Genomic DNA, 24,775 nt, shown 5'->3' with positions numbered 1-24,775 from the left:
AGCGGTCCAGAAGAGAGAGCAGGTGGAATGGCGGAAATCGCGCGCAATGCCCGTTCGGGCGGCCCGGAAGGGCGTCCGGGTTCTCCCGCCGAACGGGGTCGGATCGACACGATCGACGTCCTGCGCGCCATCGCACTCCTGGCGATGGCCATCTATCATTTCACCTGGGATCTGGGGAATTTCGGCTATGTGCCGCGCGATATGGCGACGAGCGGCGGCTGGATCGTCTTTGCGCGATGCATCGCGTCGAGCTTTCTCTTTCTCGTCGGTTTCAGCCTGATCCTCGCCCATGCGCGCGGCATCAGGTGGCGCCCGTTCCTCGTGCGGCTGGCGCAGATCGTCGCGGGCGCTGCCGCGATCACGCTCGTGACGCTGTTCGTCACGCCGGACAGCTTCGTCTTCTTCGGCATTCTTCACCAGATCGCGTTCGCCTCGCTGGCGGGCCTTCTCTTCGTGCGCGTGCCCTGGTTCGTCTCCCTGCCTCTCGGTGTCGCGGTCATCGCGCTGCCCTTCGTCTACAGCAGCGCGATCTTCGATCCCCGGGCGTTCGTGTGGATCGGGCTTCATGCGACGGCGCCGTTCTCCAACGATTTCGTGCCGGTCTTTCCGTTTTTCGGCGTCGTGCTTCTCGGGATCGCCACCGGCCGGCTCACGGTCGATCACGACCTGCTGCGCTTCGTGCGGCGGATCGATCCGAAGCTTGGGCCCTTGCGGCGCCTCGCGCCCCTCGGGCGGCATTCGCTCGCCTTCTATCTCCTCCACCAGCCGCTTCTGTTCGGGCTCGTCTTTCTCGCCGCGCAGGTCGCGCCGCCCGATCCGGCCCTGTCGTTTGCGCGCGACTGCCGCCAGACCTGCCTTGCGACGCAGGACGAAGCGTTCTGCGCGCGCTATTGCGCCTGCACCAAGACAAGTCTCGACGAGAGCGATCTCTTCACGGCGCTGATGCAGGGGCAGATCGACGAGACGCAGCGTCAGAGCGTGCGGCAGATCACCGAACGCTGTTCGTTCGAGGCCTTCATGGACAGCGACCGCCCGCAGTCTCCCTGACGAAAGGCATCGGGCGTTCCGAAAATCGAGACCGATCCTTCGGCCGATGCTCTAACGCGCCTTGATCTCGGACAGGCGCGCCTCGCAGGCCTTTTCGGCGCTGTCGAGGTCGACGAGCAGGTCCTCGATGTCGCGGCGCTTCTGTTCGAGCTCGGACCGCCGGGCCTGAACCTTTTCGATGATCGACTTCAACTGGCCGGCCTCGCCCGGCGGGGCCTTGTACATCTCGACGATCTCGCGAATCTCGGCGATGGAGAAACCGAGGCGCTTGCCACGCAGGATGTTGTGCAGAAGCGTCCGGTCGGAATGGCGGAAGAGACGGGCCCGTCCCTTGCGAACCGGGTGTATCAGCCCCTCGTCCTCGTAGAATCGGATCGTACGCGTGGATACGCCGAACTCCCTGGTCAGATCGGTAATCGAATAAAAATGATCCATGCCGCGATCGAACCTCTCCAACGGACCCCCATGATGGCGCGCACCGGTTAATATCAAACCGACGAACCATGCCAGACGCCGGCCGGTTCAGCCAAGGCCGAACCACCATCCGGCAAGACCCAGAAAGGCGAAGAAGCCGACGACGTCGGTCACGGTCGTCACGAACGTTCCCGATGCCAAAGCCGGGTCGGCGCCGAGATTGTCGAGGACCAGCGGAATCAGAATTCCGGCGAGCGCCGCGGCGAGCATGTTGATCACCATGGCGGCCGCGATGACCCCGCCGATCCCGAGACTCTGGAACCACAGGGCCGCGACGATGCCGATGATGAGCGCGAACAGGACGCCGTTGAGCAGGCCGATCAGGCTTTCGCGCCGGATGATTCGGCCGGCATTGCGCAGATCGATGTCGCGGGACGCCAACGCCCGCACGGCCACCGTCATGGTCTGGGTTCCCGCATTGCCGCCCATCGAGGCGACGATCGGCATGAGAACGGCGAGCGCGACCATCTGCTGGATCGTCGCATCGTAAAGGCCGATCACCATCGATGCGAGGATCGCGGTCGCCAGATTGACCAGAAGCCAGGTGAAGCGCGATCTGACGGCGGTCATCACCGTATCGGAGATTTCCTCGTCGCCGACGCCGCCGAGGCGCTTGATGTCCTCCTCGGCCTCGGCCTGCACGATGTCGATGACGTCGTCGATCGTCAGCACGCCGACGAGGCGCTCGTCCGCATCGACGACGGCCGCCGAGAGCAGATCGTACTGCTCGATGATCTGCGCGGCCTCTTCCTGGTCCATCTCGGCCGGAATCGCATGCCGCGTGTCGTGCATGATGTCTTCGATCTTCTCCGGCCGCTTGGCGCGCAGGATGCGATCGAGTTCGACGGCGCCGATGAGCTTCAGCGTCGGATCGACGACGAAGATCTGCGCGAACGAAGTCGGAAGATCCTCGTCCTCGCGCATGTAGTCGATGGTCTGGCCGACCGACCAGTAGGGCGGCACCGAGATATATTCGGTCTGCATGCGCCGGCCGGCGGACTCCTCGGGATATTCGAGGGACCGGCGCAGCCGGATCCGTTCCTTGAACGGCAGAGCTGCGAGAATTTCCTTGCGGTCCTCCTCCTCGATATCCTCGAGAATGTAGACCGCATCGTCGGAATCGAGTTCGCCCAGCGCTTCGGCGATCTGCTGGTTCGGCATCGCCTCGACGATGGCCAGACGGATGGCCTCGTCCACCTCGGTGAGCGCCGCATAGTCGAAGCTGTTTCCGAGAAGACGGACGAGGTTCTGCCGCGGTTCGGCATCCAGCGTCTCGAGAATGTCGCCGAGTTCCGATTCGTGGAGCGGCTCCACCATCTCGATCAGGGCCGCGGCCTTCTCCGCCTTGACGAGAGAGCGAAGGCGATCGAGGAAATCAGCGTCGACGAAGCCGTCCTCGTCGTAGATTCCGAGATCGCGGGCATGTTCGGACGTGCGGCGCTTGTCCAGAGTTTCGGCCATCGTCCACTCCCCCGTTCGGCATCATCGAAACGACCGGCTCGACAGATCGATCGGCTCGGCCCGAGGCTCTAGAGCAGTTTGACGGCCGGGGAAAGAAGATCTGAAACGAAGGATTGCAAAACCATCGCGACGATAAGTCATGATGCGATCGAACCAGCCTCGCGGTCGGCGAAGGCCGTCGAAAATCCGGCAATGGCTCGAAAAGATGGCTGGTGCGGTCGAGAAGACTCGAACTTCCACGGGTTGCCCCACAGCGACCTCAACGCTGCGCGTCTACCAATTCCGCCACGACCGCACGCCGTGTCCGAAGCGTTGGTATCGCCTCGGTGAGCGGGCATGTAACAAGACTTGTGACGGGCCGCAAGAGCAATCCGTGCCGCGATCGTCCTGAAATTCCGAAGACGGCGTTTTTCGTTCGGGTCGGGCACTGCGCATCCCTTGTCGCGGGCGGTGGCAAGGCTTTATCTCTGCGCCATGAACACATCCGTGCCGACCGCCTCCGCCTCGGGAGCGACCCGTCTTGCCACCGTTGCGGAGACCTTTCGCGCGCACGAAGGGTCTGCGCCGGTCGCCTGGACGATCGTCGAGGGACGGACGCCCTATCCCGACGCCTTGACGATGATGGAGGCGCAGGTCGCAGGCATCGATTCGGGAACGGCTCCGGAGACGGTCTTCCTCGTCGAACATCCTCCGCTCTACACGGCCGGGACCAGGGCCGATGCGGCCGATCTGGTGGACCGCGAACGCTTTCCGGTGTTTCAGGCCGGGCGCGGCGGGGAATATACCTATCACGGGCCGGGACAGCGGGTCGCCTATGTCTGCCTCGATCTGAAGCGACGGCGGCAGGATGTGCGCGCCTTCGTCGCCGCCCTCGAAGCCTGGGTCATCGAGACCCTCGCCGAGTTCCACATCGTCGGCGAACGCCGGGAAACCCGGGTCGGCGTCTGGGTGCAGCGGCCCGAGCGCCCGCCGGCCGCCGATGGATCGGTCGCCGAGGACAAGATCGCGGCGATCGGGATCCGGGTCCGCAAATGGGTGACGTTCCACGGCATATCGCTGAACGTCGATCCCGATCTCGACCATTTTTCCGGGATCGTGCCGTGCGGCGTCCGTGATCATGGCGTGACAAGCCTGTCGGACCTTGGATTTGCGGTTTCGATGCCGGAGGTCGACGCCCTTCTGCGGCGCAATTTCGAAACCATCTTCGGGCCGACGATCGACGTTCCGACCGTCGATCCGACGATCAGCGCGTCGGCCTGATCTCGAACGCGTGCGGCATGTCCCCCTCGACCCTGTTCGCGATGATCTCGACCGATTCGACGCGTGCATGGGAGGGCCCGCGTTCGAGGTCGAACAAGAAGCCGCTCAGCGCCTCGCCGTCTCCCGCGGCGACCACCTCGACGGTTCCGTCCGATCGGTTCCGGCACCAACCGGCAAGCCCGCGCGAGCGCGCCGTGCGCTCGGTCCAATCGCGAAATCCGACGCCCTGGACGCGTCCGTGAACGATGACATGCATGGTTGAATCGGGCATCCGTCCGAGCGTCCCTTCCTTGTCTTTCCGGCTTGTCTTTCCGGACTGGTCATTCCGGCTGCGGCGCTCCGGTTCGCCCGCGACACGCAAAGCATTGGCGAAGCCGAACCGTCTGAGCCGCCTGCTTCGCACGTCTTTGCCGCCGGTTGCCTCGCCACATCCGGATGATAGGCCGGCGGCCCCATGCATGTCATCAGTGCTTCCCTTCGGTGTCGTCTCACCCATGGCGTCTCGCCCATGTCGTCTCGCCGGTGTCTTCGCTCGGCCGCGCGTATCAATCCGCGGCGCGACGATCCCCCCGGCGCGACGATCCACGGCCGAGGATCAGCAACGAGGACGGATGTCTCCCCCGCTCCGCTCTTGCCGATCGCACCCGCCGCGCGTCACCCTGCTTCGGCGAAGTCGAAGATCGGCTCAGTGCGGTGGCGCGGGTCGCGCTTGTCGGCGCGCGAGGCCAGGCCATGGGGCGTCTTTTCCCAGCCGTGCGGCTCGAAGACCAGCTGGAACAGACCGCGATAGGCGGCCGCGGACACGAGCAGCCAGTAAAGCGGCACCAGCGGCAGTGCGCCCACGGTCTTTCGCAGCTCGCTGAATGTCGACCCGCGGACCGTCAACGCGACGAAGCTTCCCATCCCGCCGATCAGGATGAGGAGGTCCATGACCAGAAGATCGGCCGCGAGCGACGGCGGCCAGCCGGAACCTGCCAAGGAAACCGCGGTGTACGACATCATCAGGATCGCGAACGGCAGGAGCAGGGCCGCGCTCATCATGCCGTGAAAGGTCAATTGAAACACCGCGAAGCGTTTCAGTCCGAGTTCGCGATACACGCGTAACGGGTTTCGCATATGCACCGCATAGGTCTGGAACCACCCCTTCAGCCAGCGCGTCCTCTGCTTGATCCAGACCTCGAGCGTTTCGGGCGGGTCCTCGCAGGTCGGCAGGCGCAGGGTCGCGATCCCGTATCCGGCGCGCGTCAAACGGATGCCGAGATCGGCATCCTCGGTGACATTGTGCGAATCCCATCCGCCGACCTGCCGGAGGATGTCGGTCCTGAAATGGTTGCTCGTGCCCCCGAGCGGGATCGGCAGGCGATGACGGGACAGCCACGGCAGGAGAGCGCGGAACAGGCCCGCATACTCCATCGCGAACATGCCGGTGCGCCAGTTCCGGTCCGCGTTGCGAATGATCAGCGGCGCCTGCAGGCAGGCCAGCCGCTCGTCCCCGATCGCGTAGCGATCGAACGCTTCGAGGAGCTGGTCGGGGTGGGGTTCGTCCTCGGCATCGTACAGGACCAGAAACCTTCCCCGCGCGAGCGGCAGGACGTGGTTGAGCGCCTTGGGTTTCGTGCGCGGATGGCCCGGCGGAACGAGAAGCACGTGAAACTGGGGCTTGTCGCGGGTGAGCGTCCGGCACGGCGCGATCGTCGCCCTATCGTCGGCCTCGCACACCAAAAAGATCTCGAGCCGTGACAGCGGCCAGTTCAGCGCTTCGAGATTGCGAACGAGCTGGCCGACGATCTCGTGCTCGCGATGCAGCGCCACGACGACGGTGTAGACCGGCAGCGCCTCCGGTCCGCGATCCTCCTTCACGGGCACGGCCGCGTCGTGCCGGCCGAACGCGGCCGCGAAGCGAAGAGCGATCCAGGCGCTGAAGAACAGGGCCGCAGCGAGGTGAAAGACGAGGACGCCCGTCCACAGGAACGTCGACACGATCCAGATCGCCCCGAAAAACGAGGCGCCGATCACGGCGCCTTGCCAGCCGGTGAGGACGATGCGCGCCGAATGCTCGATCCTGTCCCGCGACAGGCTCAAGGTCGCCCGCTCGAACCGGTGTCCGTCGTCCCCGGCATTCAATGTCTGCCGAATGGCCGCGCCCGTGGTGACCCGGCACCGTCGGGCCAGCGCCGGATGGTCGGAAAGCATCTTCTTCACGGAACCGATCCGCTCGAGGCGGGGGTCGAAGAAGAACTTCGCCTCGAGCAACCGGTTGCAGGTTCGCAACGATCTGGCAAAGGGAAGGCGCCCGTTGTCCCCGGCCGAAATGATGATGTCCGAGGGCTCCGGACGTTCCATCGGAAGGCCCAGCACGCTGGCCGCGCAGGCGGCATAGTCCTCCGCGGTCAACGCCCGCCCGGCGATCAGTTCGGCGACGATATCCGTGCCGTTGCGTCTGGCCGCGGTCTCGGCCTCGTCCAGACTGCGTTGCGCAAGGTTCAGCTTCTGGAGAAGCTGCCGGGTGAACACATCGTCCCGAAAGTCGGGCGCCGGTTTCGGGAATTCGTCGGTGTCCGCCAGCCGTGCCCAGAAGGCCCGCTCCTGTTCGATCCCAGGGGCACCTTCACGGCGCAGCGAAACAACATTGTCCGATGTTGCGATCGGAGGCTCGACAATGCTCACGCAATCCCCCACCCAATGATCCGCCGGCACGCCCCGGGACTGAAGGATGCCATTCGATCGCCAGAGTTGAAGGTTGCACGGTATGATATCGTATTTGAACAAACGCGCGCGCGAATTCTTCGCTCGGAAGTTGAAAAACGTGCCGTTAAGGATGTTCGTCACCACGCTTTTGCTGACGATCGGATCGGTCGCGGGGGCCCAGGAGCCCGCTCTCCCCAGCTTCATCGATCAGAAACAGCGTCTCACCGCTCCCGAACTGCCTAACCTGACCCGCCTGCGCTTTCTGACCGCCACCGATTACCCGCCGTTCAATTTTCTCGATCAGCGCGGCCGGCTGGTCGGCTTCAACGTCGACCTCACGCGGGCGCTGTGCGAGGAACTGGACATCCTGCGCCTTTGCCAGGTGGAGGCGGTGCCGTTTTCGGACCTCGAGGAAGCGCTCGCGTCGGGCCGCGGCGAAGCGGTGATCGCCGGGCTCGCCATCAGCCCGCAAAGCCGCAACCAGTTCGCGTTCACCCAATCCTATCTGAGATTTCCCGCGCGCTTCGTGACCTTGAAGGAGGCCGCCCTTCAGACGCCGGTCGCCGAAAATCTCGGTGGAAAGACCGTCGGCGTCCTGCAGGGAAGCGCCCACGAAGCCATGTTCCGCGCCTTTTTTCCGGACGTCGAGCCGCGCGCCTTTCCCGATCGCAACGCCGCGCTCGACGCATTGAAGGAGGGCGAGATCGACGCCTATTTCGGCGATGGCGTCAGCCTGTCCTTCTGGCTCGAAAGCGACCGGGCCGAAGGCTGCTGCGCCTTCTCCGACGGCCCGTTCCTGTCCGATCAATATCTCGGCGAAGGCCTTTCGATCGCGGTCGCCGCCAAGGATGCAAGGCTTGCCCGCGCCCTCGACTATGCGCTCGTCCAGACCGTCGAGAAGGGTATCTTTTCCGAGCTTCTGCTTCGCTACTTCCCGGTCAGCCCCTGGTAGCGAGCCAGGGCCCTCGCGCCAGGGCCCACCGCGCCTCAGTCGAGCCGGCGATAGCGCACGCGGGCCGAATGTTCGATAGCACCGGCGGTCAGCCGGTCCATGTCGAAGGCGTCGCGCAGCATTTCGAGGAGCCGAAGCTCGGCCTGCGTCGCCCTGACGTCGGCCGAGATCACCTCGACGGCGAGCGCATAGGCGGTCTCGTAGAGGCGCACCGGCACCTTCGCGGTGACGTTGGCGATGATGGCGTCGATCCCGTCGTCCGACGACAGGAGGGTGGCGTTCTGATCGGCGATGCCTGCGAGCCGTGCGCGATCGAACCCGTCGAAGACCGGCAGAAACGACATGAGCTCGTCGACCTCGCGAAGCTCCTTGTCGCTGATCGAACCGTCCGCGGCCGCGGCCGCCAGCATCAGCTGGATCAACGCATCCTGAGCATTCCCGTCGGACATTGCTATCGGCTCCTTCGCCCCGTCGTTTTGCGCCCTGAAGCTAGGCAGGCCAAACCGGCTGCACAAGCCCGATGGAACAAGCCTTCGTCCCTCCCGCCGGTTGACGCAACCCGCCTTCCGTCCATAGAGCTTCTTCAGCGCACCCTTCGGCATCGGCCATCCCAAGCCCCTGCCCGCCATGGGTTCGCCCGTCACGCCACATCCTGGACCCAGATCGCTCATGACATCGCTGACCTCTTCCGAACTTTCGGACCTCGCGCTCGCCTCCAACGCATGGCCGTTCGAGGAAGCACGCAAACTCCTGAAGCGGTTCGAGACCAGCGGCATGCCCGAAACGGTGCTGTTCGAGACCGGCTACGGGCCCTCGGGCCTGCCGCATATCGGCACGTTCGGCGAGGTGGCGCGCACCACCATGGTGCGCAATGCGTTCATCGCGCTGACCGAAGGCAAGGTCGCGACGAACCTCATCTGCTTTTCCGACGACATGGACGGGCTTCGCAAGGTTCCGGACAATGTCCCGAACCGCGAGATGTTGCTTGCCCATCTCGGCAAGCCGCTCTCGCGCATTCCCGATCCCTTCTCGAACGAGCATGCCTCGTTCGCCGCCCACAACAATGCGCGCCTGTGCGCCTTTCTCGACACGTTCGGCTTCGATTACGAGTTCATCTCGGCGACTGACCATTACGCCGCCGGCCATTTCGACGCGATGCTCACCAAGATGCTTTCGGTCTACGACGAGGTCATGGACATCATTCTGCCCACGCTCGGACCCGAACGGCGCGAGACCTATTCGCCGTTCCTGCCGGTCCACCCCGTGACCGGAGTGGTGCTGCAGGTGCCGATGGTGGATCGCGACGTGGCGCAAGGCACGATCACCTACCTCGACCCGGACAGCGGCGAGCCGATCCGGACGAAGGTGACGGGCGGAGCCGTCAAGTGCCAGTGGAAAGCCGACTGGGCGTTGCGCTGGGCGGCGCTCGGCGTCGATTACGAGATGGCCGGAAAGGATCTCATCGATTCGGTCAACCTGTCGTCCAGGATCTGCCGTGCGCTCGGCGTGCAGCCGCCCGAAGGGTTCAACTACGAGCTCTTTCTCGACGACAACGGACAGAAGATCTCCAAGTCGAAGGGCAACGGCCTGACGATCGACGAGTGGCTGACCTATGCATCGCCCAAGAGCCTGTCCTTCTACATGTTCGGCAAGCCGAAGGCCGCCAAGAAGCTGCATTTCGACGTCATCCCGAAGGCGGTCGACGATTATTACCAGTTCCTGTCGGCCTATCAGCGCCAGGACGGCAGGCAGCAGCTCCAAAATCCGGTCTGGCACATCCATTCCGGCAATCCCCCGGCCGAGGGCATCAAGGTACCCTTCGCCATGCTGCTCAATCTCGTCTCGGCGTCGAACGCGTCGAATGCCGAGACGCTGTGGGGCTTCATCTCGCGCTACTCCCCGGACGTGACGCCGCGGAGCGATCCCGAACTCGACGAACTCGTCGGCTATGCGATCCGCTACTATGATGATTTCGTGAAGCCGACGAAGCGTTTCCGCGCGCCCGACGATGTCGAGCGCGACGCGTTGCGGACCCTCGACGAAAAGCTCGCGGCGCTGCCGGCCGATGCGGATGCCGGCACCATTCAGGACGCGTTGCTCGACGTCGCCCGACCCATCGAACGCTATCAGGACCAGAAGAAGAAGGGTCCCGACGGCGGCCCCGGCGTGTCCGGCGAGTGGTTCCAGGCGCTCTACGAGGTGTTGCTCGGCCAGGAGAAAGGCCCGCGTTTCGGATCGTTCATCGCGCTCTACGGCATCGGGGAGACAAGGGCCCTGATCGCCGAAGCCCTGGCCGGCCGGCCGGCCGCAAACGCCTAGACCGGGCCGGGCAAGGGCGATGCGCTCGCTTCACCCTTGCCCGAGGCTTCTTTCCTGCGGGCCTTGACGCGCGCGAGCCGGATCACGCCCTCCCAGTCCGCCGCCCTATCGCCAAATGCCGCGCGCGGCCTTCTTCGCCTCGGCTTCGATCGCCACATAGGGCCCGCCGGGCACGGCCCTGCCCCATCCGTTCGCAACGATCCAGGCGCCGATATCCGCGCCGGCGAGGCTGCAGGCCGACACGATCTCGCCCGGCGCCTCGCCGAACGCCTTCGGAACCGTGCATGCGATCGAGCGGCCGCGCAGGAACGCGCGAAATGCGGTGCGGGCGCGCGCTCCGCAGGGCCATCGGCTCGCTTGCGGCCCGCATTGATCGTGCACCGAGAGCGGTTCGACGCCCGGAAGGGCGATCCTCGCCTCGCCGATCTCGATATGGGCGTTGTCGATCGCGACCGGGCGGGACAGGAGACGTTCGCGGACGTCGTCCGGCTCGAGGCCGGGCGCGGCGAGCGTCGACAGGGCATCGCGCGGCGGAAGCCGCTTCGGCGCGCCGATGGGGGCCGCGTCGCCGCGCGGGGCGGCGACCGTGCGCATGTCCTTCGGCCTTTCGGTGAGCGCGCGACCTGCGGCCGTGCCGGCGGCAGCCCCGTCCTCGTGCGACCGCGTGGCGGTCTGCGCGGCAGTCTCGTCGGCGCGAGGGCGATCCGCCATCCGACGCGCCCGTTCGTCGGGAAAGGCAAGCAGCAGAAGGACCGTCAGAGCGGCGAGACCGGCGGCGGTCGCGAGAAAATTGCGAAACCTCGCCATATCGCGCACCGCGCTACTGGCTTGCCCACAGAATTCGCGCGATCCAGTCGATCTCTTCGATCGCGAACTGGCGGAGCGGGAAATCCGGGTTGATGGACGACAGTTCGAGCGTTCTGGCGGTGCGCCGCTGCAGGATCTTCGCCATCACCTCACCGTCCCGGGTCCGCACCACGACACGGTCGCCGCGGCGGACCGAGACGGTCGGCGAGACGATAATCCTATCCCCCTCCCGGTAGAGCGGCTCCATGGAGCGGCCGGACACCTCCAGCGCATACATCGGCTCGCCGTTCGAATCGGGAAGCGTGATCTCGTCCCAGCCATGGCCGGCCGGAAAGCCCGAATCGTCGAAATATCCCCCGCCGCCGGCCTCGGCCAGCCCCAGAAGCGGGACCGAGATCGCGGTGTCGCGAAACCGCATTTCCGGCTCGGCCCTGTCTCCGGTGATCAGAACGGCGAATTCCGCGAAGGTGGAGTTCACGGCTTCGATCACTTTCGAGATCGATTCGGTCGACGGCCAACGCGGTCGGCCGTCCGCACTCATGCGCTTCGACTTGTTGAAGGTCGTCGGATCAAGACCGGCCTTCTTGGCGAGCCCCGACGGCGTCAGGCCGTTCCGGGTCGCGAGGGCGTCAATGGCCGACCATATATTCTCGTGCGAAAACATGGATCCCGATATCGAAAGCAGCCGAGGAAAATTATCCTCATCTGGGGATAAGTGGTCATCGGCGGTTTGTCTACAAGCGTACGGTGAAAGCCGGCGAATTACCAAGCTTTTATCGCCTGAAGCGCGATAACTCTCGCGAAAGACGCATTACACCCAAACAACTCACTCATAAGTTGTTGCACTGCGCGCAATCAGGCACCATCATCGCTTCGTCCGGGAACGCGCCAAGAACCGACATCGCCGCGCGTCCCGGCCGGGATCGTGCCGATGGCCCGGCCGGAAGCAAGCGCTCCACGCAACTTGCGGGCATCGGACGCATGTCCGGGCAAAGCCGCGGTGGGAACTCCGGTGCCGCCGTGGACATTGATGAGCGAACGGGAAACCGAAGTCCCGCAACACGACCAAATGGGGAACGAACGAAGCGCAATGGTTGGACGGTTCAGCCCCTACACGAACGAGGAGACGCGCAGGCGCGCGAGCGAGCCCGGCAGGGGCCGCGACGCGGAAGGTCCGCTCGACATTCCATGGAAGGGCTGGAAGGACATCGCGCTGCGGCTCTACGCGTCCTTCTTCGAGGACAGGGTGATGCTGATCGCCGCCGGCGCGACCTTCTACCTGCTGCTCGCCCTGTTCCCCGCCTTCGCCGTCTTCGTCTCGCTCTACGGTTTCGTCAGCGATCCGTCGTCGATCTCGGAGCATATCGCCTTCATCGGCCAGTTCCTGCCGCAGGCGGGAACGGAGCTTTTGCAATCCCAACTCGCGACGCTGGCCAAACAGGACCCGGCTTCGCTCTCCGTGGGCTTTCTGACCGGCTTCGTCTTTGCGATGTGGAGCGCGAACAACGGGATCAAGACGCTGTTCGAGGCGATGAACGTCGCCTATGGCGAGGTCGAAAGCCGCAGCTTCCTGAAACTCAATGCGGTCGCGTTCTGCTTCACCATCAGCATGATCATCGTCGGCATCGTTCTCATCATCGCCATCGGCATCGTGCCGGCGGTCATGGCGATCCTCGGCCTGCAGACCTTCACCGAGACCTTTATCGCGGCGCTGCGCTGGCCCGTCGTGTTTCTCGTGATCGTCGCGGCGATCGCCGCGATCTATCGCTACGGCCCGAGCCGGTCACGCGCCGAATGGAAATGGGTCTTCGGCGGCGCCTTCCTCACCGCCTTCGTCTGGCTGGGCGCTTCCATCGGCTTTTCCTGGTATCTGCAGAACTTCGCCAACTACAATGCGACCTACGGCTCGCTCGGTGCGGTCATCGGCTTCATGATGTGGGTCTGGGTCTCGTCGGTGATCTTCATCATCGGCGCGGAAGTGAACGCGGAAATGGAGCACCAGACCGCCCACGACACGACCGGCGATCCCAAGCAGCCGCTCGGCGAACGAGGCGCGCGCGTCGCCGATACGCTCGGCAAGAGCCGCCGCCGCGATCCCGAACCGACGGCGGAAAAACGCGGCCTGTTCGGCTGATCCCAAAGAGTCGCTCGGTGCATCCGCGCGGGACCGGCCCACGGACGGGCAAGGCCCGTCAGTCGCGATCCTTCACATAGGTCCCGTAGACATAGCCCTCGGTCGTCTCGTAGCGGACGTGGCACCAGTTGTCGCAGTCGAGCACGGTCAGCGGCGCGCCGGCCGCAACGACGGTCAGGACAGGCGCATCCATCTCGGGTGCCTCGCGCAGGTTGACGGATGTGAGCGCGGATCCGACGCTCGGCTTGATTGCCGGCGCCGCCGCTTCCCCGGCCGATGCCGTCAGCACGTCGTCGCGGGCGGTGCGACCTTCGGCCGCGACCGGATTGGGCGCCGGGATCGGGATCGCGCTCGCCGCCGGTGCGCTCATCGCATCCGTCCGTTCGATCGGGCGAGCGGGCGCCGTCACCGGCTCGGATCGGCTTACCGTCGCCGGTTCGGCGGTTTTGTCCGGCGCCGGCGGGGTCACCGTCTCGAACATGTCCGGCCAGGCGGACGCGGCCTTGGGATCGGCCAATCTGGCCCGCTCCAGGATCGAAGCGACCTCGGGGTCGATCTGCGCCCGCTCGATGCTTCCCGTCGTCAGATCGCGGTCGACCGACGCGACCCGAGAGGAGGCGATCGTCGACAGAGCGGGGGTCGCCGCGACGCCGTCACGGATCGGCAGCGGCGCGCTTTCGGCACGCGCAGACGCAGGCTGGGCACGTTCGATCGTGCGCGTCGCGCCATCGGCCGGTACGCCGTTCGCCATCGTCCCTGCAGGCGCGATTGCAATTGCAGGCACGGGCGTGGGCGCGGCGGGATATTCGGACCGGACAAGGGGCTCGGCCCTATCGGCCGGCACGGCGAGCGCCACCTGCTCCCGGTCGGCGCCGTTCGCCGTCCTGTCCCCGGTCAAGGCATTGACGGTGACGAGACCCGCCGTCAGGGCGAGCACGCAGACGCAGGACGCGGCCACGAAGGCGCGGACCGGGTAGCGCTGCCAGACCGGCGCAGCCTTCGAAATGTCTTCGGGCTCTTCCATGAAGCTTCGTTTCAGCTTCTTCAACGAGGACGCGGAGGTCCGCTCCAGCTCGTAGAGGCTCCGGCGATTTCGCAACCGGTCGCGGATCATCTGTTCGCTGGGCCGGTTGGCGGCATTTGCACCCGGTTCGTTCATGCTCTTGGCCACCCTGTCGCGGCGAAACCGGCTCCCGGTGGCGCTGCGGTCTTCTCGCGCGCTCTCTCGGAAAATTCGGTCCGCCTTCGGTTGAAAGACGTATCGCCCTCGAACCATCGGCTCGAGCGACGCAGTGCTCGATATTGTTTCAAATTGAAACAGTGATGCATTCTCGCGAACGTTCCTTCTCATGTTTGGCGATGCAAAGGCCACCCTCTTTGCCCCCCGGTGGCCAGCCTGGCACCAGCTTGGCGACAGGCCGTCAGCACTTTTACTAACTGGTTGTCACACCACGAAAAAAGCCCGGCTCGCAAGTCGCGAACCGGGCCTTCGACAAGGGCGCATATCCTTGGAAATCAGGCTGCGCGGGACGGTTTTCCGAAGCGCCCATAGAAGGTTTGCCCGGTCTCGGACATCTCGATCAGGAGCGGCGTCGGCGCGAACCGTTCACCGTGCCTTTCAGCAAGTTTGCGGCAAAGTTCGACGAAGCTGGAAACACCCATTCCGTCGATATAGCTGATCGCGCCGCCCGTATAGGGCGCGAAACCGAAGCCGAGGATCGAGCCGATATCGGCCTCGCGGGGATCGACGACGACCCCCTCTTCCATGGTCCGGGCCGCTTCCAGCGCCATCGTCGCCAGAAAGCGCTGCTGCAGCTCTTCGAAATCGACCGCGTCGGCGGCCTTCTGCACGTGCAGCTGCTTCAGTTCGGGCCAGAGCTGCTTTCGGGCGGGCTTTTCGGGATAATCGTAAAATCCCTTGCCGGCCTTCCGGCCGAGCCGGCCGCTGGCGGTCATCGACGTGACGAGCTTGAAATGGGCGGGGTCGACCGAATCCTCGCCCATGTCGCGCATGGTCGCCTTCATGATCTTCTCGGACAGGTCGACGGCGACCTCGTCGTTGAGGGCGAGCGGGCCGACCGGCATTCCGGCGGCCTTCGCCGCGTTCTCGATCATCGCCGGCGGCACGCCCTCGACGAGCATGTCGTAGGCCTCGTTCATGTAGCGAAGCACGCAGCGATTGGCGAAGAAGCCGCGCGTATCGTTGACCACGATCGGCGTCTTGCGGATCGCACGCACATAGTCGAGGGCGACGGCGAGCGCCTTGTCGCCGGTCTCCTTGCCGAGGATCACCTCCGTCAGCATCATCTTGTCGACCGGCGAGAAGAAATGGATGCCGATGAAGCGGGCCTTGTCGGGCGCGTTTTCGGCCAGGATCGAGATCGGGATCGTCGAGGTGTTGGACGCGTAGATCGCATCCTGCCCGATGACCGCCGCCACCTTCTTCGAAACCTCGGCCTTCACGTCGCGATCCTCGAACACCGCCTCGATGACCAGTTCGGCCGACCGAAGCGCCTCGTAGTCGGACGTCGCGGTGATCCGTGCGAGCAGTGCCTCCGCCTTGTCCCCGGAGAGCCGCTTCTTCTCGACGAGGCCCTCCACGAGCGTGCGCGAATGCGCCTTGCCCTTGTCGGCGGTGGCCTGATCGCGGTCGACGAGGACGACATCCAGCCCCGCCTGCGCCGAAACGAAGGCGACCCCTGCCCCCATGAAGCCGGCGCCGACGATGCCGATCGTCTTCAGGTCGCTCGCCGGCACGTCCTTCGGACGGCGCGCGCCCTTGTTCAGCGCCTGCATGGAGACGAAGAGCGAACGGATCATCATCGCTGCTTCGGTGGTCCGGATCACCTCGGTGAAATAGCGTTGCTCGATGGTGAGCGCCGTATCGAAGGGGACCAGCAGCCCCTCATAGACGCATTTGACGATGGCGCGGGCGCCCGGATAATTGTCCTGGGTCTCCTTGCGGTAGAGCGAGGAGACCGCCGGCCAGACCTGCGCGCCCTGCGGCGAGTAGACCGGGCCGGACGGAAGCTTGAAGCCCTTCTGGTCCCACGGCTTGGTGGCCGACAGGCCGGCCTCGATCATCTGCCTTGCCGACGCGATCAGATCGCCGTCGCTGGCGACCGCATCGACGAGGCCCATGGCCTTGGCCTTTTCGGGGCTCAGGGTCGAGCCCTTCAGCAGCATCTGCAGCGCGGACTGGGTGTCGGTCATCCGGGCGACGCGCTGGGTGCCGCCCGCGCCGGGGAAGATGCCGACCTTGACCTCGGGCAGGCCCATCTTCGCCCGCGGCGAGACGACGCGGCCGTGGCAGGCGAGCGCCAGCTCGAACCCGCCGCCCATGCACACGCCGTTGATCGCGGCGACCACAGGCTTGCCGCAGGTCTCGATCTTGCGCCACAGCCACGTCATCCGGCCGGCCCGATCGAACAGCGCCTTCATGGCCGCCGCTTCGTCCTGCCTGCGCTCGTCCGCGTAGGCCTCGTTCATGGCCTGCAGCATGTTGAGGTCGGCACCGCCCGTGAACGAGCCCGCCTTGCCGGAGGTGAAGACGATTCCCTTGACGCCGGCATCGCCGGCAAGCGCGTCGAACGCCTGTTCGATCTCGTCCATCACCTCGCGCGTGAAGACGTTCATGGACCGGTCCGGCATATCCCAGGTGAGGATCGCAATGCCGTCGGAGCCGGTGTCGAGGGTGAAATTCTTCAGTTCCATCGGTTCAACTCCTCCTCAAACCCGTTCGATGATCGTCGCCGTGCCCATGCCGGCGCCGATGCACAGCGTGACCAGGGCCACCGTCTTGTCCTGGCGTTCCAGCTCGTCGAGCACGGTGCCGAGGATCATCGCGCCGGTCGCACCCAGCGGATGGCCCATGGCGATCGCACCGCCATTGACGTTGAGCCTGTCGCCATCGATGTCGAACGCCTGCTGAAACCGCAGCACGACGGCGGCGAAGGCTTCGTTGAGTTCGAACAGATCGATATCGCCGAGCGTCATGCCCGAGCGCTTCAGGAGCTTTTCGGTGACGTCCACCGGCCCGGTCAGCATCAGTGCCGGATCGGACCCGATATTGGCGAAGCTCCTGATGCGCGCGCGCGGCGTGACGCCGAGCATCGCCTCGGCCGCCTTCGAACCGATGAGGACGCCGGCCGCGCCATCGACGATGCCGGACGAATTGCCGGCATGATGGACGTGGTTCACGGCTTCGATCTCGGGGTGGGCCTGCAGCGCGACGGCGTCGAAGCCGCCCATCTCGCCAGGCGCGGCGAACGAGGCGTTCAGGCTGCCGAGGGACTGCATGTCCGTCGCGGGGCGCATGTGTTCGTCGCGATCGAGGATCGTCAGGCCGTTCTGGTCCCTGACGGGGATCACGGACCTGGCAAACCGCCCCTCCTCCCACGCCCTGCCGGCGCGGCTCTGGCTTTCCACCGCATAGGCATCGCAATCGTCGCGGGAAAATCCGTATTTGGTGGCGATCAGATCGGCCGATACGCCCTGGGGCATGAAATAGGCCGGGATTCCGACCGACGGGTCCATGAACCAGGCGCCGCCGGACATGCCCATGCCGACGCGCGACATGGATTCGACGCCGCCCGCGATCACCAGATCGTCCGCGCCCTGCGCGACCTTGGCGGCCGCGATGTTCACGGCATCGAGCCCGGACGCACAGAAGCGCGAGAGCTGCATGCCGGGCGCGGCGAAAGCGTAGCCGGCCTCGAAGGCGGACGCCTTGGGAATGACCGCGCCGGCTTCGCCGACCGGGTCGACGCAGCCGAAGATGATGTCGTCGACTTTCGCCGTGTCGATCCCGTTTCGCTCGCGCAACGCTTCCAGCACTTTGGCGCCGAGGCGAACGGCCGGGACCTCGTGCAGGGCACCATCCTTCTTGCCGCGCCCGCGCGGCGTTCGAACATGGTCGAAAATGTAGGCTTCGGTCATGGGTCCGTCCTCTTCATCGCGTTACATTGTCGGGCCGCAGAAACACCAAAGCGGCTTCGCGCAATGCGACGCCGCTTTCATGTTCAGCGATCTTTGACTTACGTTAACGTCAATGAGAGAGGCCGGCAAGGCCGAATGATCCGCAAGGCCGAATCCGGCGTGCGGTCAGGCCTCGCCGGAGCCGCCCATCGCTTTCAGCTGATCTCGTGCGACCTTCATGGTCAGGTCCATCGCCGCGATCGAATCGTCGATCTCCCGGCGCTGCTCCTGAAGGATGACCTGCTGCTCCTCGAAACGTTCGAGGGCGAGCTCGAGCTGTTTCCGCTTGCCGTCCGGCTGGTGGTAGAGGTCGATGAGCTGGCGGGCTTCGGTGAGCGAGAAGCCGAGCACCTTGGCCAGAAGAACCAGACGCAGCCGCGCGCGGTCCTGCTTGTCGTAGAAGCGGGTCGTGCCGCGGCGCTTCGGGCTCAGCAAGCCGCGATCCTCGTAGAAGCGCAGGGTCCGCAATGTCACGCCGAACTCGCGTGCGAGATCGCCGATGCGATAAGTCTCCTGTTCGGCCGAACCATTGTCTTTCAAGCCAAGGAGGAAATCGATGTCGACGACGCCCTCTTCGTCCTGGGGCTGCCGGGTGTGTTGAACTGGTGCCATCATTCTTGTTCCGTAAGACGCATTGCCATTCTCGAAGCGATAATATTCGCCCGTGAATCTCTTCGCCCATATCGTCGCGACATGTGTGAAAACAAGCCTTCGCTCAACAAGTTGTTCCATAACGTCAAGAGATTTTTCCGGGCGCGCCCGCGAGGCAAGGCTCGGACCAAGCTTCTGTCGTAGACCTTACCGAAGCGGCGGCGAGTTTACGTCTCATTAACCATGATGGTGGATGGTCGACCTTACGAATCGAACGCTGCATAGCGGGCACGTGCTTCCTGCGCCTGCACCGACGGACCGGGATATCGATATGGCCGAACTCATGGGATACAATTCGAGCTCAGCCCAGCGCGGCAAGGGACACGCGGCGCTTGCCGACCTCACCCGCACGCTGGAAGCGCTCGAAGATCGCCTCGATCGCGTATCCCGCACGAGAAGCGCGGCGTCGAGGCCCCCGTCCCAGCCAGCAGCCGACCTTCTCGGCCGGGGCCCTGCGCGTGGCGCGGCCCAGCCGCGCGGCGTCGGCCGCCGGCCCGAGCTGGCCGACGCGGTCTCCCAGATCGTGATGCGCCAGAAGGTGCTCGACCAGCGCCCCCTGCGCGGTGAGGCACCGCGCGAGCGCGCGCCGCAGCCGCGCGCCGGATCGTCCGCACGCGGATCGTCCGCGAGCTCCTCGAAGAGCGCGTCCCGTTTCGACCGCGGGACCACGACCGCCCGGGCAGCGTCCGTCACCGACCTGAAGGCCGAACTCGATCGCCTTCGCATCGAACTGACCCGCAACCTGTCGACCGACGTCAGCCAGCAGGTCGGCGACATGCGCGACGCGCTGATCGACCTCCAGAGCGCGGTTTCGCAGAACGCGCGCCCCTCCATCATTCGCAACGAGATCGTTCGGCTGCACGAGCGCCTCGACGAGATGACCCGCAGCGGCGTCGATGCCGCGCTCGTCGCCGACATGCGCGCCCAGCTCGACGATATCGACCTCTATCTCGATCGCCGCGGCGCGGCGTCGCCCGGCCACGAGCGCCATGCGGGCTTGCACGGCTCGGCCCGCGGCATCGACCGGACGGCGAGCGAGCGCTCGGAGCTGAAGGCGGAAATCGAACGAATGCGCGAATCGCTGTCCAGCCTGGCGAGCGAGGATCATCTGCGCGCCGTGGAACAGCGCTGGTCGGACTTCGAGGAGCGCTTCGTGAGCGAGGTCGGCGCCCGGGACCGGACCGCCGAACTCACCGACAAGTTGATGGCCGAGATGGCCAACCTGAAGGAGCAGATGCGCGAATTCGCGTCCGATCATTCGGTTCGCGTATCCGAGGCGCTCTGGAAGGGCGTCGAAGCCAGGTTCACCCCGCGCGAGGAATCGGATGAGACGTTCGGGCGGATCGCGGACCGCTTCGCCCATCTGGAGGAGACGCTCGCGGCGCTTCCCGAAGCGCTTCCCTTCGAGGGGATCGACCGGCGCATCGAAGCTTTGTCCGGCGCGATCGAGGCCATGTCGGTCCAGATGATGTCGGACGATCGGGGCGAGGCACGCTTCACCAACATCGACGCCCGCCTCGACGACATCACCCAGGCGATCAGCACGCTCGCCAACAATCCGCCCGAGTTCGATCTGGCGCCGGTCGAGCGCATCGAACAGCGGATGCAGTCGCTCGCCGAACGGGTGGACGAGATCGCCTCGGACGATTCGGTCTCGATGCTCTTCGAGAAGCTGTCGCAGCTCAACGAACGCTTCGACACGTTCGAGGCCTACGACCCGAACGAACAGCTGGCCGGTCACATCGCCACCCTCAACACGCGTCTCGACGAGCTTTCCGAAAGCAACGGGGTCTCGCGCGACGACATGACGGCGATCGAAACGCGCCTGACCTCGCTCGCCGAGCGGATCGAAACGCAGCTCGCAATGCCGTTCGAGGACGGCGAAGCCATCGTCAAGCTCGAGAGCCAGGTCGGACGGCTGACGGAATTTCTCAACTCGGACAATTTCACCATGTCCGCGGACATGGAGCGCCGACTGGGCGCTCTGGAAAAGCGGATCGACGAGAATGCCGAGCACATCTTCATCACCGCGAGGACGGCGGCGGACGAAGCGGTGCGCCGGATGCTCGAACAGGGCGACTTCAGCCAGGGCGAGCACGTCACCAAGCTGACCGAGGAACTCGAACGCCTGCAGAAGCTATCAACCGATTCGAGCGTGCGTTCGACCGATTTCTACGAGGCCGTCAACGCGGCCCTGAGCCGTCTGGTCGAGCGGATCGATGCGATCGAACGGGACTACCGCCCGAACGTTGCCGGCGCAAAGGACACCCAGGCCCCGGCGTTCGACGTCGCTTCGGTCGCGCCGGCAGGTCCGCTGGCGCAGACCACCGGGCAGGAGCCGTGGGTCGAGCCCCAGGCCCCGCAGGCCGAGACCACGAACCAGCCGGCAAGCCCGAGCGGCCTTCGCGCGCTGTTGTCACGCAATTTCGCAAGGCATGACGCGAAGCCGGCCAAGGCCGCAACGCTCGATTCGCGCTGGACCGAAGACCAGAAAGCCGCCGACGTCGACGAATCGAACGCCGATGGTGGGCACGGGGACGATGCGTCGCATTTCGAAGCGGCCGACGCGCTCGAGAGCGAAGAGGCCAACCGGCCGCTTGCGATCGGCTCGGGCGCACCCGACATCGCCAAACTCCTCGAGCGCGTCCGCAATCAGAAGGCCGAAGCCAAAGAGCCGGCGGACGACAATGCGAAGGCCGATTTCATCGCGGCTGCCCGCCGGGCCGCCATGGCGGCGGCGGAAGAGGCCGAAGGCTTCAACGAGGGCGATCAGGCCGAGCGTCGCGGCGGCAGCCTGTCCGAAGCGATCGCCCGTCGCCGCAAGCCGATCATGCTGGCCGCGAGCGCCGTGCTTCTCGCCCTTCTCGCCCTGCCCGTCGGCAAGATCATCGTCGAGGAGACCAATCTTTTCTCCAGCCCGCCGGTGCTGGCGGGCGCATCGGACACGGCGAAATCGGCCACCGCCGCCCCGCAGAGCCCGGCAGCGCCGGCAGCCGCGGGAAACCTGGCAGACAAGGCCGATGCGGCCAAGCCCGCCGCCGCCGAGCCCGCGATCGGCGTTTCGGAAAAGCCCAGACGGCAGGTCGCCGCCGCGAACCTGACGATGGCGACCCCGCAGGCCGGCGCCAGCGCCTCCACCCCGCCGCTGAACAATGCCGCATTCTCGCCGACGAGCGAGGCCCCGACGGCGGGGCCGGTCATCGCACCCGTCGCGGAGCGGTTCGACGAGGCGGTGGCGGCCCTTCCCGAAGGTCTCGGTTCGCAGGCGCTTCTGGACGCGGCCAAGGACGCCGATCCCAAGGCCCTCTTCGAGATCGGCCTGCGCCTGATGGAAGGCCGCACGGTCAGCTCGGATCCGGCCAAGGCCGCCGAATGGTTCGAGCGTTCGGCCAGACTTGATTTCGCCCCCGCCCAGTACAGCCTGGGAACGCTCTACGAGAAGGGCAACGGCGTCACCCGCGACACGATCGCAGCCCGCGACTGGTACCTCAAGGCGGCGGAAGCCGGGAACGTGCGCGCCATGCACAATCTCGCGGTCCTCTTTGCGACCGGCGTCGACGGCAAATCCGAGCCGGAACTGGCCGCGGACTGGTTCATCCAGGCGGCCGAGCACGGCATGACGGACAGCCAGTACAATCTCGGCATTCTTTACGCCCGAGGCGCCGGCGTCGACCAGGATCTCACCCAGTCCTACAAATGGTTCGCCATCGTCGGCCAGAGCGGCGACAAGGACGCCGAGAACAAGCGCGACGAGATCGCCCAGTCCCTGTCGCCCGAGCAGCTCGAGAAGGCCAAGGAGGAGGTTTCGAACTTCAAGGTCACCGAGCGTTCGGCGAGCGCCAACACCGTCGACATTCCGGAACAGTGGGCGAGCGCGCCTGCCGACGCGCCGACGACGACCGCCTCGGTCGACATGACGCGTGCGGTTCGCAACATACAGGCGATCCTCGGCAAGCTCGGCTATGATGCGGGTGTGCCCGACGGGCTCGTCGGCGCGCAGACCATCGGCGCCATCAAGGACTTCCAGCAGGATGCCGGTCTTGCGGCGACCGGCGAGATCGACGAAGCGCTGATCCGGGCTCTGCTGGACCGCAAGAACGGCTGAAGAACGGCCAATTCCAGCTTTCCCATTTGACAATTCCAAGGGCTTCGCGCGATGACGTACGAGGCCCTTTGGTTTGAGGGCCACCCCAAAAAGCCCTTGATTTGGGACCAGGACGCACCGTGTTCCTTCACCTGCCGATCGCGGAACTTTCCGTCAACGTGTTCATCATCGTTGGCATGGGCATGGCCGTCGGTTTTCTGTCCGGTCTCTTCGGCGTGGGTGGCGGCTTTCTCATCACGCCGCTTCTCATCTTCTACAACATTCCTCCGGCCATCGCTGTGGCCACCGGCGCCAATCAGGTGATCGCCTCGTCCTTCTCGGGTGCGCTGGCGCATTACAAGCGGCGGACGATCGACCTCAAACTGGGCACGATGCTGCTGATCGGAGGTGCGCTCGGATCCCTTGCTGGCGTCTGGATCTTCGGCCTCCTGCGCTCGCTCGGCCAGCTCGATCTTGCCGTGTCGCTGCTCTACGTCCTCTTGCTCAGCACGACCGGCGGGCTGATGCTGAACGAGAGCGTTCGATCGCTCCTGCGAAGCCGCAAGGGCGGAACCGGCACCAATCTCCGGCGCCCCGGGGCGCACAACTGGGTGCACGGGCTGCCGCTGAAGATGCGGTTTCCCGATTCGCGCCTTTATGTCTCCATCATTCCGGTTCTGCTTCTCGGCTTCCTGATCGGGGTTCTGGCCGCCATCATGGGTGTCGGCGGCGGCTTCATCATGGTGCCGGCGATGATCTATCTGTTGCGGGTGCCGACCAATGTCGTGATCGGGACATCGCTGTTCCAGATCATGTTCACCGCGGCGGTCACCACCGTCCTGCAGGCCTGGACGAACGAGACCATCGATATCGTGCTGGCGTTTCTCCTGATGATCGGCGGGGTCGTCGGAGCCCAGTTCGGGGTGGAAGCGGGACGGAAACTGCGCGGCGACCAGTTGCGCGCCCTGCTTGCGATCCTCGTTTTGTCCGTCGGCGTGCGTCTCGGCCTCGAGCTCGTCCGCACCCCCGCCTCGGTGTTCTCGCTCGCGTCGCCGACCGGAGAGGTGGAATGAACGGGCGGCTCCCGCGCTCCCGGCACACGATCTCAAAGGCGCTGTCGATCGCGCTGCTTGCGATGATCGGGTTCATGGGGTCTCGCGGCCATGCCCAACTATCCGAAGTGGGACAGCGGGAAAGCTTCGAGATCGGCCTGTCGCAGACGCAGATCGGCATCACCTCCGACTTCAACGGCGAGACGATCACCGTCTTCGGGGCGATCGGAGACGCGGACATGCGGATCCTGCGCGAACAACGCTACGACGTCGTCATCGCGCTGTTCGGGCCATTGCGCCCGGTCGTCGTGCGCGAAAAGCAGCGCTTCTTCGGGGTCTGGGTCAACCGGGTATCGAAGACCATCCCCGCCGCTCCCGTCACCTATTCGGTCGCGTCCACCCGCGAGCTGCGCGATATCGCGCCAGCCGAAACGCTGCGGCGCCTCTCTCTCGGCATCGACACGTTGCGGCTCGACGGCAGGACGCCGCGCCTCGGGCAGCCCCGCCCGGTCTCCAGCCAGCAGGCACGATTCGAGAACGCGCTGCGGGATCTGAAGAGCAGTCGCGGGCTCTACACCGTGGATATCAGCGGCGTCGACTACACCGCCGCCGAATCGACCCTGTTTCGCGCCGACCTGTTCCTGCCCGCCGATCTTTCGACGGGCGAGCATGTCGTGCGGGCCTATCTCTTCAAGCAGGGCAAGATCATCGGTCAGAAGCGTGCGGACCTCATCGTCAGGAAAGTCGGCTTCGAAGCGGAGATCGACCGGTTCGCCTCCGAACACGGTTTTCTCTACGGCCTGTTCGCCGTTGCCCTGGCGATCGTGACGGGCTGGCTCGGCCGCGTGATGTTCAAGCGGGATTGATCG

19 protein-coding genes and 1 tRNA gene are annotated in these 24,775 nt (G+C 65.3%); 8 read left to right on the top strand and 12 right to left on the bottom strand.

All coding sequences use genetic code 11. From position 1 onward, the window contains the following. Positions 1-27 precede the first annotated feature (27 nt). Complete coding sequence (locus tag U0C82_RS10555) at positions 28-1,047, top strand: heparan-alpha-glucosaminide N-acetyltransferase (protein ID WP_322187070.1); 1,020 nt, start codon at positions 28-30, stop codon at positions 1,045-1,047. Between the two features lie 51 nt (positions 1,048-1,098). On the opposite strand, the gene U0C82_RS10550 is transcribed toward U0C82_RS10555, so the two are convergent. The 3 genes from U0C82_RS10550 to U0C82_RS10540 form a co-directional block, all read right to left on the bottom strand. Next, a complete protein-coding gene (locus tag U0C82_RS10550) occupies positions 1,099-1,482 on the bottom strand; it encodes a MerR family transcriptional regulator (protein WP_322187069.1) in 384 nt (127 codons plus the stop codon). Positions 1,483-1,569: 87 nt separating this feature from the next. After that, the gene (gene mgtE, locus U0C82_RS10545; protein WP_322187068.1) at positions 1,570-2,982 is read right to left on the bottom strand and encodes a magnesium transporter; all 1,413 of its coding nucleotides are present in this window, start codon (positions 2,980-2,982) and stop codon (positions 1,570-1,572) included. Positions 2,983-3,192: 210 nt separating this feature from the next. Next, positions 3,193-3,277 (bottom strand) — tRNA-Leu (locus tag U0C82_RS10540). Between the two features lie 179 nt (positions 3,278-3,456). On the opposite strand from U0C82_RS10540, the gene lipB reads away from it, so the two are divergent. Then, positions 3,457-4,242: a lipoyl(octanoyl) transferase LipB gene (gene lipB / locus U0C82_RS10535; RefSeq protein WP_322187067.1), complete on the top strand. Its 786-nt coding sequence runs from the start codon at positions 3,457-3,459 to the stop codon at positions 4,240-4,242. Here lipB and U0C82_RS10530 read toward each other — a convergent pair. Next, complete coding sequence (locus U0C82_RS10530; RefSeq protein ID WP_322187066.1) at positions 4,226-4,513, bottom strand: acylphosphatase; 288 nt, start codon at positions 4,511-4,513, stop codon at positions 4,226-4,228. The genes lipB and U0C82_RS10530 overlap by 17 nt on opposite strands. Positions 4,514-4,896: 383 nt before the next feature. Then, positions 4,897-6,909, bottom strand: coding sequence for a glycosyltransferase (locus U0C82_RS10525; protein ID WP_322187065.1), 2,013 nt, complete (start codon positions 6,907-6,909; stop codon positions 4,897-4,899). A 151-nt stretch (positions 6,910-7,060) separates the two neighbouring features. Here U0C82_RS10525 and U0C82_RS10520 point away from each other — a divergent pair, with 151 nt between their 5' ends. Next, positions 7,061-7,882: a transporter substrate-binding domain-containing protein gene (locus tag U0C82_RS10520; RefSeq protein ID WP_322187064.1), complete on the top strand. Its 822-nt coding sequence runs from the start codon at positions 7,061-7,063 to the stop codon at positions 7,880-7,882. A 35-nt stretch (positions 7,883-7,917) separates the two neighbouring features. On the opposite strand, the gene U0C82_RS10515 is transcribed toward U0C82_RS10520, so the two are convergent. After that, entirely contained in the window at positions 7,918-8,331 is a 414-nt protein-coding gene (locus U0C82_RS10515; protein WP_322187063.1) for a tellurite resistance TerB family protein, read from the bottom strand. A 220-nt stretch (positions 8,332-8,551) separates the two neighbouring features. Here U0C82_RS10515 and U0C82_RS10510 point away from each other — a divergent pair, with 220 nt between their 5' ends. Then, the gene (locus tag U0C82_RS10510; protein WP_322187062.1) at positions 8,552-10,201 is read left to right on the top strand and encodes a lysine--tRNA ligase; all 1,650 of its coding nucleotides are present in this window, start codon (positions 8,552-8,554) and stop codon (positions 10,199-10,201) included. Positions 10,202-10,306: 105 nt separating this feature from the next. Here U0C82_RS10510 and U0C82_RS10505 read toward each other — a convergent pair whose 3' ends face one another. Both U0C82_RS10505 and U0C82_RS10500 read right to left on the bottom strand, forming a co-directional pair. Next, positions 10,307-11,008 carry a thermonuclease family protein gene (locus U0C82_RS10505; RefSeq protein ID WP_322187061.1) on the bottom strand — a complete coding sequence of 234 codons (702 nt, stop codon included), beginning with the start codon at positions 11,006-11,008 and terminating at the stop codon, positions 10,307-10,309. 13 nt (positions 11,009-11,021) lie between these two features. Then, positions 11,022-11,672, bottom strand: a complete 651-nt coding sequence (locus tag U0C82_RS10500) for a S24 family peptidase (protein ID WP_322187060.1) — start codon at positions 11,670-11,672, stop codon at positions 11,022-11,024. Between the two features lie 426 nt (positions 11,673-12,098). Between U0C82_RS10500 and U0C82_RS10495 the strand changes: the two genes are divergently transcribed. After that, complete coding sequence (locus U0C82_RS10495; protein ID WP_322187059.1) at positions 12,099-13,142, top strand: YihY/virulence factor BrkB family protein; 1,044 nt, start codon at positions 12,099-12,101, stop codon at positions 13,140-13,142. A 58-nt stretch (positions 13,143-13,200) separates the two neighbouring features. Here U0C82_RS10495 and U0C82_RS10490 read toward each other — a convergent pair whose 3' ends face one another. From U0C82_RS10490 to U0C82_RS10475, 4 genes are all read right to left on the bottom strand, one after another. Further along, a complete protein-coding gene (locus U0C82_RS10490) occupies positions 13,201-14,301 on the bottom strand; it encodes an SH3 domain-containing protein (protein WP_322187058.1) in 1,101 nt (366 codons plus the stop codon). 356 nt (positions 14,302-14,657) lie between these two features. After that, positions 14,658-16,856 (bottom strand): 3-hydroxyacyl-CoA dehydrogenase NAD-binding domain-containing protein, encoded by a 2,199-nt coding sequence (locus U0C82_RS10485; RefSeq protein WP_322187056.1) that lies wholly within the window; start codon positions 16,854-16,856, stop codon positions 14,658-14,660. Between the two features lie 15 nt (positions 16,857-16,871). Beyond that, complete coding sequence (locus U0C82_RS10480; protein WP_322187055.1) at positions 16,872-18,080, bottom strand: acetyl-CoA C-acetyltransferase; 1,209 nt, start codon at positions 18,078-18,080, stop codon at positions 16,872-16,874. A gap of 165 nt (positions 18,081-18,245) precedes the next feature. Next, positions 18,246-18,731, bottom strand: coding sequence for a MerR family transcriptional regulator (locus U0C82_RS10475; protein WP_322187054.1), 486 nt, complete (start codon positions 18,729-18,731; stop codon positions 18,246-18,248). 310 nt (positions 18,732-19,041) lie between these two features. On the opposite strand from U0C82_RS10475, the gene U0C82_RS10470 reads away from it, so the two are divergent. The 3 genes from U0C82_RS10470 (at position 19,042) to U0C82_RS10460 (ending at position 24,772) form a co-directional block, all read left to right on the top strand. After that, on the top strand, positions 19,042-22,875 hold the full coding sequence (locus tag U0C82_RS10470) for a peptidoglycan-binding protein (RefSeq protein WP_322187053.1): 3,834 nt from the start codon (positions 19,042-19,044) through the stop codon (positions 22,873-22,875). Between the two features lie 119 nt (positions 22,876-22,994). Then, entirely contained in the window at positions 22,995-23,927 is a 933-nt protein-coding gene (locus U0C82_RS10465) for a sulfite exporter TauE/SafE family protein (protein WP_322187052.1), read from the top strand. Continuing rightward, positions 23,924-24,772: a TIGR02186 family protein gene (locus U0C82_RS10460; protein ID WP_322187051.1), complete on the top strand. Its 849-nt coding sequence runs from the start codon at positions 23,924-23,926 to the stop codon at positions 24,770-24,772. Before U0C82_RS10465 ends, U0C82_RS10460 begins: the two co-directional genes overlap by 4 nt. Positions 24,773-24,775: the final 3 nt, after the last annotated feature.

Origin of the sequence: Fulvimarina uroteuthidis (genome assembly GCF_034321785.1) — a bacterium.
Classification (GTDB): Bacteria; Pseudomonadota; Alphaproteobacteria; order Rhizobiales; family Rhizobiaceae; genus Fulvimarina; species Fulvimarina uroteuthidis.
Note: the sequence above shows the minus strand (reverse complement) of the source record. Positions and strands in the feature narration are given on the sequence as shown.

Bases quoted from the DNA above. Each gene is read 5' to 3' on its own strand.
- U0C82_RS10510 (WP_322187062.1), top strand. From the start codon at position 8,552: ATGACATCGCTGACCTCTTCCGAACTTTCGGACCTCGCGCTCGCCTCC.
- mgtE (WP_322187068.1), bottom strand. From the start codon at position 2,982: ATGGCCGAAACTCTGGACAAGCGCCGCACGTCCGAACATGCCCGCGAT.
- U0C82_RS10490 (WP_322187058.1), bottom strand. From the start codon at position 14,301: ATGAACGAACCGGGTGCAAATGCCGCCAACCGGCCCAGCGAACAGATG.
- U0C82_RS10520 (WP_322187064.1), top strand. From the start codon at position 7,061: ATGTTCGTCACCACGCTTTTGCTGACGATCGGATCGGTCGCGGGGGCC.
- U0C82_RS10480 (WP_322187055.1), bottom strand. From the start codon at position 18,080: ATGACCGAAGCCTACATTTTCGACCATGTTCGAACGCCGCGCGGGCGC.
- U0C82_RS10475 (WP_322187054.1), bottom strand. From the start codon at position 18,731: ATGGCACCAGTTCAACACACCCGGCAGCCCCAGGACGAAGAGGGCGTC.
- lipB (WP_322187067.1), top strand. From the start codon at position 3,457: ATGAACACATCCGTGCCGACCGCCTCCGCCTCGGGAGCGACCCGTCTT.
- U0C82_RS10470 (WP_322187053.1), top strand. From the start codon at position 19,042: ATGGCCGAACTCATGGGATACAATTCGAGCTCAGCCCAGCGCGGCAAG.
- U0C82_RS10495 (WP_322187059.1), top strand. From the start codon at position 12,099: ATGGTTGGACGGTTCAGCCCCTACACGAACGAGGAGACGCGCAGGCGC.
- U0C82_RS10515 (WP_322187063.1), bottom strand. From the start codon at position 8,331: ATGTCCGACGGGAATGCTCAGGATGCGTTGATCCAGCTGATGCTGGCG.
- U0C82_RS10485 (WP_322187056.1), bottom strand. From the start codon at position 16,856: ATGGAACTGAAGAATTTCACCCTCGACACCGGCTCCGACGGCATTGCG.
- U0C82_RS10500 (WP_322187060.1), bottom strand. From the start codon at position 11,672: ATGTTTTCGCACGAGAATATATGGTCGGCCATTGACGCCCTCGCGACC.
- U0C82_RS10550 (WP_322187069.1), bottom strand. From the start codon at position 1,482: ATGGATCATTTTTATTCGATTACCGATCTGACCAGGGAGTTCGGCGTA.
- U0C82_RS10460 (WP_322187051.1), top strand. From the start codon at position 23,924: ATGAACGGGCGGCTCCCGCGCTCCCGGCACACGATCTCAAAGGCGCTG.
- U0C82_RS10530 (WP_322187066.1), bottom strand. From the start codon at position 4,513: ATGCCCGATTCAACCATGCATGTCATCGTTCACGGACGCGTCCAGGGC.
- U0C82_RS10505 (WP_322187061.1), bottom strand. From the start codon at position 11,008: ATGGCGAGGTTTCGCAATTTTCTCGCGACCGCCGCCGGTCTCGCCGCT.
- U0C82_RS10555 (WP_322187070.1), top strand. From the start codon at position 28: ATGGCGGAAATCGCGCGCAATGCCCGTTCGGGCGGCCCGGAAGGGCGT.